13 protein-coding genes are annotated in these 12,341 nt (G+C 61.4%); 7 read left to right on the top strand and 6 right to left on the bottom strand.

Annotation, left to right across the window (positions count from 1 at the left end; all coding sequences use genetic code 11):
• The first annotated feature begins 80 nt into the window (after positions 1 to 80).
• The 5 genes from GSQ80_RS12215 to GSQ80_RS12235 all read left to right on the top strand — a co-directional run bounded on the left by GSQ80_RS12215 (position 81) and on the right by GSQ80_RS12235 (position 4,465).
• A complete protein-coding gene (locus GSQ80_RS12215) occupies positions 81 to 1,544 on the top strand; it encodes a sodium:solute symporter (protein ID WP_158787897.1) in 1,464 nt (487 codons plus the stop codon).
• 140 nt (positions 1,545 to 1,684) lie between these two features.
• Complete coding sequence (locus GSQ80_RS12220; RefSeq protein ID WP_158787898.1) at positions 1,685 to 2,260, top strand: hypothetical protein; 576 nt, start codon at positions 1,685 to 1,687, stop codon at positions 2,258 to 2,260.
• A 28-nt stretch (positions 2,261 to 2,288) separates the two neighbouring features.
• Positions 2,289 to 2,756 (top strand): DUF1440 domain-containing protein, encoded by a 468-nt coding sequence (locus GSQ80_RS12225; RefSeq protein ID WP_158787899.1) that lies wholly within the window; start codon positions 2,289 to 2,291, stop codon positions 2,754 to 2,756.
• 6 nt (positions 2,757 to 2,762) lie between these two features.
• A complete protein-coding gene (locus tag GSQ80_RS12230; protein ID WP_158787900.1) occupies positions 2,763 to 2,975 on the top strand; it encodes a hypothetical protein in 213 nt (70 codons plus the stop codon).
• Positions 2,972 to 4,465, top strand: a complete 1,494-nt coding sequence (locus tag GSQ80_RS12235) for an aldehyde dehydrogenase family protein (RefSeq protein ID WP_158787901.1) — start codon at positions 2,972 to 2,974, stop codon at positions 4,463 to 4,465. Before GSQ80_RS12230 ends, GSQ80_RS12235 begins: the two co-directional genes overlap by 4 nt.
• 17 nt (positions 4,466 to 4,482) lie before the next feature.
• Here GSQ80_RS12235 and GSQ80_RS12240 read toward each other — a convergent pair whose 3' ends face one another.
• From GSQ80_RS12240 to GSQ80_RS12255, 4 genes are all read right to left on the bottom strand, one after another.
• Positions 4,483 to 5,166 carry a radical SAM protein gene (locus tag GSQ80_RS12240; RefSeq protein WP_158787902.1) on the bottom strand — a complete coding sequence of 228 codons (684 nt, stop codon included), beginning with the start codon at positions 5,164 to 5,166 and terminating at the stop codon, positions 4,483 to 4,485.
• Position 5,167: 1 nt separating this feature from the next.
• Positions 5,168 to 5,560 carry a 6-carboxytetrahydropterin synthase QueD gene (gene queD / locus GSQ80_RS12245; RefSeq protein WP_158787903.1) on the bottom strand — a complete coding sequence of 131 codons (393 nt, stop codon included), beginning with the start codon at positions 5,558 to 5,560 and terminating at the stop codon, positions 5,168 to 5,170.
• A gap of 71 nt (positions 5,561 to 5,631) precedes the next feature.
• Positions 5,632 to 5,886: a hypothetical protein gene (locus tag GSQ80_RS12250; RefSeq protein ID WP_158787904.1), complete on the bottom strand. Its 255-nt coding sequence runs from the start codon at positions 5,884 to 5,886 to the stop codon at positions 5,632 to 5,634.
• 18 nt (positions 5,887 to 5,904) lie between these two features.
• Positions 5,905 to 7,974 carry an ATP-dependent DNA helicase gene (locus GSQ80_RS12255; protein ID WP_158787905.1) on the bottom strand — a complete coding sequence of 690 codons (2,070 nt, stop codon included), beginning with the start codon at positions 7,972 to 7,974 and terminating at the stop codon, positions 5,905 to 5,907.
• A gap of 84 nt (positions 7,975 to 8,058) precedes the next feature.
• Between GSQ80_RS12255 and der the strand changes: the two genes are divergently transcribed.
• Together der and GSQ80_RS12265 are read left to right on the top strand one after the other, a co-directional pair.
• Complete coding sequence (gene der, locus GSQ80_RS12260; protein ID WP_158788687.1) at positions 8,059 to 9,999, top strand: ribosome biogenesis GTPase Der; 1,941 nt, start codon at positions 8,059 to 8,061, stop codon at positions 9,997 to 9,999.
• 5 nt (positions 10,000 to 10,004) lie between these two features.
• Complete coding sequence (locus GSQ80_RS12265) at positions 10,005 to 10,400, top strand: hypothetical protein (protein ID WP_158787906.1); 396 nt, start codon at positions 10,005 to 10,007, stop codon at positions 10,398 to 10,400.
• On the opposite strand, the gene trmFO is transcribed toward GSQ80_RS12265, so the two are convergent.
• On the bottom strand, positions 10,387 to 11,763 hold the full coding sequence (gene trmFO / locus GSQ80_RS12270; protein WP_158787907.1) for a methylenetetrahydrofolate--tRNA-(uracil(54)-C(5))-methyltransferase (FADH(2)-oxidizing) TrmFO: 1,377 nt from the start codon (positions 11,761 to 11,763) through the stop codon (positions 10,387 to 10,389). The genes GSQ80_RS12265 and trmFO overlap by 14 nt on opposite strands.
• Before the next feature lie 6 nt (positions 11,764 to 11,769).
• Positions 11,770 to 12,291, bottom strand: coding sequence for a GNAT family N-acetyltransferase (locus GSQ80_RS12275; RefSeq protein WP_158787908.1), 522 nt, complete (start codon positions 12,289 to 12,291; stop codon positions 11,770 to 11,772).
• Between the last annotated feature and the right edge of the window lie 50 nt (positions 12,292 to 12,341).

Here is a 12,341-nt window from a genome sequence, read left to right on the forward strand (position 1 = left end):
CTCGTCGGGGACCCCGGCTTTCACCCCAGCGAGCAAAGATCGCTCGTCGGGGGCCCCGGCTCCGATAGAATTGGGCACGCATGATCCTATACGCAATTGTTCTTGGCCTTATCGTTGTAACGCTGCTTGGTGTGTCGCTGGCCCGGTTGGGTAGTGTGAAGACCAAGGCAGACTACCTGGTTGCGGGGCGCTCGCTGCCGGCGTTTGTGTTGGTGTTTACGCTGCTTTCGAGCTGGATTGGATCGGGTTCGCTGCTGGGGGGAGCGGAGAATGCTTATAAGCATGGGTTCGCGGCACTGTGGCAGGCGGGCGGCGGATGGGCTGGGTTGCTGCTGATTTACTTTATTGCGCCGCGGGCGAGAAAGTTTGCGCAGTTCACGATTCCGGATTTGCTGGAGTCGCGCTATAACCAGACGGCGCGGGTGCTGGGTGTGATCGCTGTGCTGTTTACGTATACCGCGATTACGAGCTATCAGTTTATTGGCGGCGGCGACATTCTGCATTTGATCTTCCCGCAGATTTCCGCGGTGCATGGGCAGTGGATCCTGGCTGGGTTTGTGATTCTGTTCACGATGATCGCGGGGATGGGTTCGGTCGCGTATATGGACGTGGTGATCGGGCTGCTGGCGACGGGTACGCTGATTGCGTCGTTGCCGGTGCTGCTGCATATGGCTGGCGGCTGGACGGGCGTGCGGGCGGTATTGCCGGCTACGCATTTTCAGTGGTTCGGTGATCTATCGGGCGTGCAGGCTATGGAGTTGTTTCTGCCGACTTGCCTGCTGATGCTGGGTAACCAGTCGATGTATCAGAAGTTTTTTTCGGCGAAGTCGGAGAAGGACGCGACGCGCGCGGTGAGTGGATGGCTGGTGGGCACGGTAATTTTGGAGACAATTATTGTGGCGATCGCGGTGGTGGGGTCGGCACTGTATCGAACGGGCGAGGTGGCTGCGCGGCCGAGGGAGATCCTGGCGTATACGGCTACGCATGCGTTTGGCCAGTACATGGATAATGCGGGGATCGGCGCAAAGGCATTGAGCGTGCTGGGCGCGCTGCTGGTGGGGGCGATCTTTGCGAAGGTGGTGTCCACTGCGAATAATTATCTGTTTTCGCCAGCGACGAACCTGGTGAACGACGTGTTCCTGCGGTACATCAAACCGGACGCGAAGAATTGGGTGGTGCTGCTGGTGAGCCGGGGGACGGTGGTGGGGCTGGGGGCTTGGGCGCTGTACCAGTCGTTGGGGACGACGTCGGTGCTGAAGAAGTCGTTGTATGCGTATACGATTTATTCGGCAGCGCTGACGCCTGTGATCCTGGCAGCATTTTTCTGGCGGCGTGCGACGGCGAAGGGGGCGGTTGCGAGTATCGCCGCCGGGACCGTGATCACTGTGGGTTGGGACTTGCTGACGCCGCACCTGCCGGCTGTGCTGGCGGCTCGGGATGCGATTCTTCCGGCGCTGGTTGGATCGCTGCTGTGCCTGTTCATTGTGAGTTTGGCTACCGAACCACCTAGCGAGAGCCACTTGCGGCCTTTTGAAGAAGGGTGAGCCGCGCTTGGAGTGGGTCACCGGGCAAAAAATGAAATCGGCCAAAGACGCTTTGTTTTGAGTATGCGCGGTTGCATTTCCAGCATCTAACGGCGCAGGAAACGATCCGGGCGGATCAGGATCGACAAAGGAGATATCCCGTGGCTGAGAACAAGATTCCAATAGCAACCGATAGCGAGGCTGAGTTGCATGAGCTGATCGGCGATGATGCGACTGCGACGTTTGAGAGCGATCCGAACTTTGTCGAATCGAACCCGACTGCTGATGCCTCCAGCGACCATATTGAGCTGCGCGACACAGACGATATGGAAGACAGCGAAGAGGAAGACGAGGAAGCGGACGAGGAAGACATAGGCGAAGAAGATGAAGACGACGACGGGGAGGACGGCGAGGACGAGGAAGAGGAGGAAGACGACGACGATGATGATGACGACGTTGACTTCGACGATGAGGAGGACGATGACGAGGCTGAGGTGCTCAGGACAGCCGAGCCCGTCGATGTGCATGGTCCCGGGAAGCACTCGCGAATCGAAATAGAGGAGGAACTGGAAGAGATGGAGGAGGAGAGTGGGGAGGATGCGATTGAATCCCCCGAGGATGAGGAAGAGGAGGAGGGCGAGGAAAGACGGCATGCCGATCGCGCCATTGATGAGGCACTCCGTATGGATGCGGTGGTAAGACACGGCGGGATTGTAGGGGCGGCATTGCGGGTTTGAGTAGGTTGCGTTGAGGAGAGATAGCGGCGTGAGCGAGACGAAAGCAGGACGTTCCCTTGCAAAGGGTCTGGTAGCAGGATTGGTAGCTGGGCTGGTGGCCACAGCGGCGAAGTCGTGCGTTGAGGCTGTGTTTCCTCCGCGTGTGCAGGGAAAGCCGGAGCCGCCGGAGGCATTGGCGGAGAAGATTGCGGGACATCATCTGGACCGCAAGACGAGGACGGCCGCGGGCACAGCCATCCATTGGGGATTTGGCGCGGCGGTGGGAGCGGCGTATGGCGCCCTGGCAGAGTATTATCCCGCGGCGACCGATAAGCAGGGTGCAACGTTCGGGTTGACGTTGATGTCGCTCACGCATGAGACATCGTTGCCGGCGATGGAGTTGGCGGAGCCTGCGGAAGAGCAAAGCTTTCGGGAGCGGAGCAGCGAAGCCACAAGTCACCTGGTGTACGGCCTGGTGGCTGAGCGGGTGCGGAGTATCGTGCGAAGAATGCTTTAGCGTAGTTTGCGCGGTGGATTGCCGCAAAACCGGTTCGTGGACGTCGACGGCATATACTTGACAAGCGGCGGAACTCACCCGGGTTCGGACTTGCCGGTCATCTTTCAGTCGGCGCGGATTAGCTCCGAACTGCTGCTGGAAGACCTGGATATCGGGCCGCGGTGGTCGACGTCTTTGGAGCTTGCGATGGAAGATGGCATGATGCAGGTTGCGTCGTGAAGGCTGCGACGGAAGAGCTACAGAACGTACGCGTCGAGGGAGCCTCGTGCCCTTTGCTGTCGGGAGTTTGCGGGATAACGACGGGTGCAACGCCGGCAGCTGAGCAGGCTCGGTGGGCGAGCATGCCGTTGAGGGCGCGGCTGCGGGTATTGCGTGCTGCACGACACCTGATGGCAGCTCGCGCGGAAGAGTTTAGTGAAGCGATCTCTCCTCAGCTGGCGAGGACAAAAGCGGACACGCTGGCAACGGAGTTGTTGCCGCTGTTGGCGGGATGCAAGTTTCTGGAGCGCGAAGCTGGAAGAATCCTGGCGACGCAAAGGCTCGGTATGAGCGGACGACCGTTGTGGATGACGGGTGTTGCCGCCGAGATTCATCGCGTAGCGTTGGGGCATGTGCTGGTGATTGGGCCGTCAAATTTTCCTTTGTTTATTCCGGGTTCGCAGGTGTTGCAGGCGCTGGCTGCTGGAAACCGAGTGACGTGGAAGCCGGGCCTGGGCGGCGGCCCCGTTGCGCAGCTGATGGCGCGGATGCTGATCGAGGCTGGCCTGCCTCCGAGCGCGCTCACGGTTACGGATGAGAGTGTGGAAGCGGCGCGAGAGGCGTTGGCAGCGAGGCCGGATAAAGTTATCTTTACCGGTTCGACGAAAACGAGTCAGGGCGTGCTGGCGGAGCTGGCCGCGACCACAACGCCAGCGGTGCTCGAGCTTTCCGGCGCGGACGCGATCGTGGTTACACCGACAGCGGATCTTCAACAGGTTGCGAGAGCCGTGGCGTTCGGGCTGCGATTGAATGGCGGCTCGGTGTGTATGTCACCGCGGAGGTTGTTTGCGACGCCAACGACGATGTCCGCATTGCGGCCGCTGCTGCATGCGGAGCTTGCAAAGGTGCCAGGAGCTGCGCTGGATGCAGGCACGTCCACGCGTTTGCGGACGATGCTGGATGAGGCTGCCGGTGGAGGCGCAGAGGTGCAGGGAACGTTCGCGCCGGACGCGCAGAAGCCTTTGCTGGTCGATCACGCGACGGCGGATATGGCGATTGCGCGCAGCGATATTTTCGCGCCGGTGCTTTCGTTGATTGAGGCAGAGTCGATGCTGCACGTGCCTGCACTGTATGCGCAGTGCTCGTATGGGCTGACGGTGGCGATCTTTTGCGCGCGCGACAAAGAGAAGAAGGCACGCATGCTGGGAGAGATGCTGGATGCTGGGACGCTGTTGATTAACGACATCATCGCGCCGACGGCTGATCCGCGCGTGCCGTTTGGCGGACGCGGTGCGAGCGGCTATGGAGTAACGCGGGGCGTCGAGGGGTTGCTGGAGATGACAGCGGTGAGGACAGTGTTGATACGGCGCGGAGGCGTGATGCTTCATCTGGATGCGACCACCGATAAAGACGCGCCGAAGTTTGCCGGGATGATCCGGGCGATGCACGGCAAGGGTCTGGCAATGCGGTGGGCGGCGTTGAAGCAGATGGTCAAAGGATTGCGATCTTAAGGCTGACCGTTGCTGCGCTAGACGCCCTTTTTGCGGGGTTCCCAGATGTACTTGTGAATTTGGAGGCTGAGGCGGGCGGGTAGGCCGTCGGCCAGCATCCATTCGACCACGAGGCGAGGGTCGAGGGCGGCGTTATCGGTGGAGCGCTGGTCGGTGGGGCTCTTGAGGAAGGCTGGAGAGAGGAGGATTTGGCCGCAGCGGTCGGCTAGATTGTGGGTGTGGATGAAGTCGCGGGCGAACTCGTAGTCGGCGCGGTCGGTGAGGACGAATTTTACTTCGTCGTTGGGGGTGAGGGCGTCGAGGTTTTCGAGGCGGAAGGTGTTGGCGGCGGCTCCGGCGCCGGGACACTTTACGTCGACGATTTTGTGGACGGCGCGGGGCACGGCTGCGAGGGGCTGTTCGCCGCTGGTTTCGATCATGAGCGTGTAGTTGTTTGCTAGCAGGCGGTCCATGAGGGGGAGAAGTTCGCGGGCCTGGAGCATGGGTTCGCCGCCGGTGAATTCGATGAGGCGGCAGGGCTGGAGGGCTTCGATCTGCGCAATGATTTCGTCGGCGGTGAAGGGTTGGCCGCCGGTGAAGGTGTACTCGGAGTCGCACCAGGCGCAGCGAAGGTTGCAGCCGGCGAAGCGAACGAAGATGCAGGGGACGCCCGCGAAGGAGCTTTCGCCTTGTACTGATTTGTAGAGCTCGATGAGGTGCATGCTACTTCCCTGCTTCTGGCTCGTAGTAGCGCGCGAAGCTGGTGTCGGTTTCGTAGAGGGTGCAGTCTTTGACACGGACACGGCCGTTGGTCATGTCGTGGAGCTGTGTTGCTGTCTTCTGGAAGAAGTAGCGCGCTAGGTTTTCCGCCGATGGATTCAGGGTGGTAAAGGGTTCGAGGTCGTTGATCATCTGGTGGTCCAGATACTCGACTGTGGGGCGAAGGACTTGCTTGAGAAGCTTGAAGTCCAGGAGGAGGCCGGCTTCGTCGAGTGTTTCGCCGATGAGCGTGACGAGCACGCGGTAGTTATGGCCGTGCGGGTTTTCGCACTTGCCTTGGTAGTTGCGGAGGTAGTGGCCTGAAGAGAAACCGGCCTGTACCGTGACTTCGAACATGGTGGGGAAAGCTCCAATCGGCGGGTAATTCGCGCCATTTCCCATTCTACCGGGATTCGCATTGGAGAGTGCTATTTGGGGCGGCTGCTGCGCTTGTGTTGACGGTCGACGTCGTGGCGACGCTCGGCCTGCTCGAAGAGCGAACTGAGTACGCCGAGGAGGGTAATGACGAGGGCAACGCAGAGGAGGGCGATGCTGGTCATGCGCCAGAGAGAGGCGTCGCCGGGGGAGCCGGGCTGCTGGGCGATGTTGGTGAAGGACAGCGCGATGGATAGGAGCGAGAGGGCTCCTAGTGTGGCGGCGAGGATGTAGAGATTGCGTCCCATGCGGCTGAGTTGAGGATACTAGGGGCGCGGTGCGTGCGTCTTGATGGGCTCGAAGAAGCGCTCTACTTCGGTGATGTCGTCGGTGCGGGCGTAGGGGGGGAGGGAGTCGAGGAAGGTGGCGCCGTAGCGGGTGGTTCGGATGCGGGGGTCGAGGAGCATGAGGACGCCGCGGTCGGAGAGCGAGCGGATGAGGCGGCCGAAGCCTTGCTTGAGGGCGATGACGGCTTGCGGGACCTGGAGGTCGTTGAAGGCGTTGCCGCCGGCTGCGGTGATTGCGTCGGTGCGGGCCTTCATGATGGGGTCGGAGGGGACGGCGAAGGGGAGCTTGTCGATGATGACGCAGCTGAGTTGCTCGCCCTGGACGTCGATGCCCTGCCAGAAGGAGCTGGTGCCGAAGAGGACCGCGTTCGGGGTGTCGCGGAATTGTTGGAGGAGGATGTGGCGGGGGGCGGAGCCTTGCATGAGCAGCGGGTAGGGGAGTTGGGTGAGGAGGCGGTCGTGGAGCTCGCGCATTTGGGCATGGCTGGTGAAGAGGCAGAAGGCGCGGCCGCGGGTGATCTCGAGGACGCGGCGGATTTTTTCTGCGGCCTGCGGGAGGAAGTTGGGGTCGCGGGGCGGCGGCATGCCGGGGGGTAGGTAGAGGAGCGCTTGTTTGGCGTAGTCGAAGTGGCTGGGGACTACGAGCTCTTTGGGGAAGGGGATGCCCAAGCGGCGCTTGAGGTGTTCGAAGCTGGGCGTGCCGTCCTGCGCGGCTACGGCGAGCGTGGCGGAGGTGAGAATGACGCTGGGGTAGTGGGTGAAGAGGGTCTCGGCGAGGAGGGTGGAGACATCGATGGGAGTGGCGAGGAGATGGGTGCTGAAGGCGAATGGAGTTGAGGCTGCGGCGCCCGATCTTGCTGCGTTGCGGAGGCCGCTGGTGGCGCGGCGTTCGATCCAGAAGACGGTGTTGGGGTCGGTGGATTCGAGGAGGAATTTGAGGTGATTGCGAATGTCGGCGGCGCGCTTGCGGAGGCCAGCAGCTTCGTCGACTTCGCGGAGGCGCTCGAGCTCGCCTTCGAGGCGTTGGAGGGAGTTGAGGGCGCCGAGGTAGGCGTCGCCGCGGGCTTCAAGGAAGTCGGCGCGGTCGATGAATTCGAGACGGCCGAGGTCGCTGGAGCCGACGGGGAGCGAGGCGAAGAAGAGCTTGGAGCGCTCACGGATGGTTTGCGTGGCGCTCTCGATGGCAGAGGTGGTGACGCCCTTGGCGCGGAGCATGGTTTCGGTGTCGCGGGCTAGTTCGTCGAAGCGGGCGTTGGAGAGAGCGATGCCGAAGTACTGGCTGGCGATGTCTTCGAGCTCGTGGGCTTCGTCGAAGATGACGGCGGCGGCTTCGGGGAGGATGCCGGCGTCGGGTGCGCCGGCGGCCTGCTGCTTGATGGAGAGGTCGGCGAAGAAGAGGTGGTGGTTGACGATGACGATGTCGGATTCGAGGGCCTTGCGGCGCATCGAGGTGATGAAGCACGACTCCCAGTTGGGGCAGGTCTGGCCGAGGCAGACTTCGCTGCGGGCGTCGAGTTTGTGCCAGAGCGAGGAGTGCTCGGGGAGGTCTTCGACCTCGGCGCGGTCACCGGTTTCGGTGGTACGCTCCCACTGGATGATGGAGTGGAACTGCGAGATTTCTTCGAGGCCGGTGAGTAGCGGGTTGTCGCGCAGGGCGTAGAGCTTTTGTTTGCAGATGTAGTTGGCGCGGCCCTTCATGTAGCAGACGCGGAGGGGGCCGAGGAGGGTTTCGAGGAAGGGGATGTCCTTGAAGAAGAGCTGCTCCTGGAGATTTTTGGTGCCGGTGGAGATGATGATGCGCTGTTTGTGCTCACGGGCGCGGCGGAGAGCTGGAAGTAGGTAGGCGAGGGTTTTGCCGGTGCCGGTGCCCGCTTCGACGATGAGGTGGCGGTGGTCCGCGAAAGACTGCTCGATCTGCTTGGCCATGGTGTACTGGCCGGCGCGGTGCTCGAAAGCGAGGGACGAGTTCGCAAGGATGCCGCCGGGGTGGAAGAAGTCGTGGAGGGTGGGGAGCTTCTGGTCGGTGTCGATCTGGGTGAGGGCGGGCATGCTCTGTGTTGATGATAGCCGCCGTTTGTTCGCCGTGCGCCGGTGGATGCGTGCGACCATAAAGGAGACAGAGGTTTGAGAGCGATGGCGGCGAAGCGGACTGAGAAGAAACGGCTGGGTAAGAAGCATCGGCAGGCGAGTACGCGGCCGAAGCTGGGCAGGACGGCTCCGCGTGGGACGGCGACTACCGGAGCGGTGTCGCCGAAGAAGCGCCACGAGTTGGCGGCGAAGAAAGCTGCGGCGACAAAGCTGGCAAAGACGCCGACGAAGAGTCCGGACCGGGAGCATAAGGTGGTGCTGCGCAATCGGGATGAGGCGGGGACGCGCGGGTATGGCGGGGACTTCGACGATGAGCGCGAAGAGCGGGCAGCGCGTGACACGCGGACGCTGGGTAAGCGCAACAAGAGTTCGGTTGCGGGTGGGGCGGGGAGTGGGCATGAGGAGCGCGACTGGAAGGAAGCGGAGAAGATTGCTTCGGCGCTGACGCTGGCGACGGATGTGGGGCATCGTGAGGCGGCGCGGTTGCCGCTGGTGGCGATTTGCGGGCGGCCGAATGTTGGGAAGTCGACGCTGTTTAATCGGCTGACGCAGACGCGGCGCTCGATTGTGGGCGATGAGCCGGGGATTACGCGCGATCGCATCTATGGCGAGGTCGAGTGGGCGGGACGCGATGTGCGGCTGGTCGATACCGGCGGCGTGGTTCCGGATGATGAGGCGCTGATTCCGTCGGAGATTTTTCGCCAGGCGAAGGTTGGGCTGGAAGAGGCGGACGTGATCATCATGGTGGTCGACGGACGCACGGAATTGGCTTCGCCGGATGTCGAGTTGGCTCGATTGCTGCTGCGTGGCGGCAAGCCGATCTTTCTGGCGGTGAACAAGATGGATGCGCCGGATATGTATGCTGCGGCGGAGAATTTTCGCCGTTTGGGGTTCAAGAACGTCTGTCCGATATCGGCAGAACATGGCGCGGGCATTGGCGATTTGCTGGATGAAGTTTGGGCGGCGTTGCCTCCGGAGTTTGTTGCGGAAGAGCCGGAAGAACGGTTTGAAGGTGAGGAAGAGGAGTTCGAAGAAGACATGGACGGGGGCGGCGATCCGCTGCCCGGGGCACAGACGGGGCCGGATGAGGAAGTGCCTGCGGGGCCGGGGCGCCGGTTGCGGTCGCATGGCGAACACATTTCGCGGGAGACCAAGATTGCGATTATTGGGCGACCGAATGTTGGGAAGAGCACGCTGTTGAATGCGCTGACGAACAGCGATCGCGCGATTGTTTCGCCGATTGCGGGAACGACGCGCGATGCGGTAGACGAGGTGGTGGAGCGGGACGGGCATAGCTTCCGGTTCATCGATACGGCGGGCATCCGGCGCAAGGGAAAGACCAAGCTGATGGCGGAGAAGCTTTCGGTGATCATGAGCCGCAAGCATTTGGAGGCGGCGGATGTGTCGCTGCTGGTGATCGATGCGACGGAAGGTGTGGCGGCGGCGGACGCGAACATTGGCGGCTATGCGCATGAGAGTGGCCGCAGCGTGATTATCGTCGTGAACAAATGGGATTTGGTGACCAAGGTTGGGCCGGACGGAAAGACCTTGTTTGACGGCAGCGCGCCGGCGGACAAGAAGCTGTATGAGCAGCAGGTGCGGGACTCGCTGAAATATTTGGATTATGCGCCGTTGTTGTTTGTATCCGCTTCAGAGTCCAAAGGTATCGATGAGGTGTTTAAGAAAGTGGAGTTGGTTGCGCGGGAGCGGCGCAAGCGTGTGTCGACGGGCGCGATGAATCGCTTCCTGGACAAGATTGATTTTCAGCGGGCGAGCGTACCCATGAATCGGCGAGTGAAGATTTATTACATGACGCAGGCCGCGGTTGCCCCGCCTACGTTTGTGCTCTTCACGGATCGCGATGTGAAGCTGCACTTCAGCTATGAGCGGTTTTTGGCGAATGAGATTCGGGATACGTTCAAGTTTATTGGTAGCCCGATCTGGTTCAAGGTGAAGGCGCGGAATAAGAAGAAGGACAAGGATTAGAGGAAATGGTCGCTGCAATCGATAAAGTCTCGGGGTTCGACCAAATTGTTGCCCACTTCGGCCACTGGCCCAGCTTCCATGATGCGATTGTGGAAAGCTTTCGGCTTGAGCTCAAAGGTGAATCCGTCTTGCAGGTACGAACCTGGAATACTTTGACTGAAACAGATCAGCAAGGCTACTTTCGTACCGCGCAGCACGGGATCGTCGAGTTCACGATCTACGGCTTGAGTTCGTTCGAGCTAGGTGGATCGGATTTAGAAGCGGGATGCATTCTTTTCGGCTTGAGGATCGAGGCCGACGGTGACGCGTATCGCATTGAATTCGATCCATGTCTTGGCATAGGCGGATGGTTGCGTTGCCATTCGGTTTCACTCAGCCTTCGAATTCCTATTGAAGCTTAGGTCCGCTATCGAGCCACTGATCCCAGGCGGTGAGGGCGCGTTCGCACTGGATGCGGTGGCATTCTTTCTTGTCGCGGATTTTCTTGCGGAGGTCTTCTTCTAGCGGGAGCAGAAGATCAAAGGTGATGTTGGCTGGCTGGAATTTCTTTTGGTCGGCGTGGGTGATGTAATGCGTGAGCGAGCCGTTGGCCGTGATGCGTGGGGCGGGGGTTGGTTGGTGGCCACTGGCTAACGCGGCTGCGTAGCGTCCGGCGAGCAGGCCACTGGCGATGGACTCGGTGTAACCTTCGACTCCTGAAAGTTGGCCGGCGATCAGGATGCTTGGGTGGGCGCGCAGTTGCAGGGTTTCGGTGAGGAGCGAGGGTGCGTGGATGTAAGTGTTGCGGTGGATTTGGCCGTAACGGAGGAAGGTGGCGTGCTCGAGCCCGGGAATCAGACGGAGGACGCGGGCTTGCTCGCCGAACTTGAGGTGATTCTGGAAGCCGACGAGGTTGTAGCTGTCGGCACGGAGATTTTCCTGGCGGAGTTGAACGGCGGCGTAGGGCCAGCGGCCGGTCTTGGGGTTGGTGAGGCCGGCGGGCTTCATGGGGCCGAAGCGGAGGGTATCGCGGCCTCGGCGGGCGGTCTCTTCAATGGGCAGGCACCCTTCGAAGTAGTTCATGGTTTGAGGCGCCGGCGTAGCGACGCCGTTAGTGGGTAACGCTTCCCAACTTTTTGCTTCCACGATCTCGGCGGTGGTGAGCGCGTCGAGGAAGGCTTCGTACTCTTCTTTCGTGAAGGGGCAGTTGATGTAGTCGGCGGTGCCTTTGTCCCAGCGGGCGGCAAAGTAAACCTTGTCCATGTCGATCGTGCTGGCGTCGACGATGGGGGAGATGCTGTCGTAGAAGGCTAGCTGCTCGGCGCCGGTGAGGCGTTGGAGCTCTGCTGCGAGCGGAGAGCTGGTCAACGGGCCGCTGGCGAGGATGGTGATTGTGTCGGGATCGGTTTCGTCGAGGGCTGTGACTTCTTCGCGGCGGACTTCGATCTTTGGGTTCGCTGCGATGAGGTCGGCGACGCGGCGAGAGAATTCGATACGGTCGACAGCGAGGGCGTGTCCGGCGGGGACGGCGCTGGCGTCGGCGGCTTGCAGGAGGAAGGAGTTGGCGCGGCGCATCTCCTGTTTGAGCAGCCAGGGTGCGGTGTTTTCGCTTTCGCTCTTGAGGGAGTTTGAGCATACGAGTTCGGCGAAGTCGGAGGTTTGGTGAGCTTCGGTGGAACGGATGGGGCGCATCTCCGAGAGAATGACGTCGCAGCCGAGGCTCGCTGCCTGTAATGCTGCTTCGGGGCCGGCGAGGCCGCCGCCGATTACGTGGATCTTTTTCATCTGCTCTTAGGATACGTGCTCGGAAGGGTCAGAGCTGCTGTCGGTGGCGGCCAGGGCTGCGAGTGGCTCGTCGGCGATGCGCATGATGCGCCACTCGGTTAGCACGTGGGCGCCGACACGACGGTAGACGGCGATAGCTGACTCGTTCCACTCGAGGACATCCCACTCGAGGCGGGGACAGCCCTGGTCTACGGCGATGCGGGCGAGCCGCGCGAGGAGTGCCTTGCCGATGCCGTGGCCGCGCAGGGAGGGGGTGACGTAGAGATCCTCGAGTCGAATGCCATGATGGCCGCGCCAGGTGGAGTAGGTGGTGAAGTAGAGCGCGAAGCCGGCGGCGATCCCGTTGTATTCGGCGATGATGGCGGTGAAGCGTGCGGAGGTTCCCCAACCGTCGCGGAGGAGGTCGGCCTCGGTTGCTTTAACGGCGTGGGGTTCGCGTTCGAACTCGGCTAGCTCGCGAATGAAGGTGAGGATGGTGGGGACGTCGTCGGGCGTGGCAGGGCGTATGTTCAGGGTGAATTCGTTCATGGGTGAGTGATCTTCGTTCCCTTCGATTATCCTCTTCAGGATGCTGCGAA

This window comes from Granulicella sp. L46 (assembly GCF_009765785.1).
Classification (GTDB): domain Bacteria; phylum Acidobacteriota; class Terriglobia; order Terriglobales; family Acidobacteriaceae; genus Granulicella.

Excerpts from the sequence above, each read along its gene's own strand:
- trmFO (WP_158787907.1), bottom strand. The coding sequence starts at position 11,763 with ATGAAAAAGATCCACGTAATCGGCGGCGGCCTCGCCGGCCCCGAAGCA.
- GSQ80_RS12250 (WP_158787904.1), bottom strand. The coding sequence starts at position 5,886 with ATGGGACGCAATCTCTACATCCTCGCCGCCACACTAGGAGCCCTCTCG.
- queD (WP_158787903.1), bottom strand. The coding sequence starts at position 5,560 with ATGTTCGAAGTCACGGTACAGGCCGGTTTCTCTTCAGGCCACTACCTC.
- GSQ80_RS12265 (WP_158787906.1), top strand. The coding sequence starts at position 10,005 with ATGGTCGCTGCAATCGATAAAGTCTCGGGGTTCGACCAAATTGTTGCC.
- der (WP_158788687.1), top strand. The coding sequence starts at position 8,059 with ATGGCGGCGAAGCGGACTGAGAAGAAACGGCTGGGTAAGAAGCATCGG.
- GSQ80_RS12275 (WP_158787908.1), bottom strand. The coding sequence starts at position 12,291 with ATGAACGAATTCACCCTGAACATACGCCCTGCCACGCCCGACGACGTC.
- GSQ80_RS12255 (WP_158787905.1), bottom strand. The coding sequence starts at position 7,974 with ATGCCCGCCCTCACCCAGATCGACACCGACCAGAAGCTCCCCACCCTC.
- GSQ80_RS12240 (WP_158787902.1), bottom strand. The coding sequence starts at position 5,166 with ATGCACCTCATCGAGCTCTACAAATCAGTACAAGGCGAAAGCTCCTTC.
- GSQ80_RS12215 (WP_158787897.1), top strand. The coding sequence starts at position 81 with ATGATCCTATACGCAATTGTTCTTGGCCTTATCGTTGTAACGCTGCTT.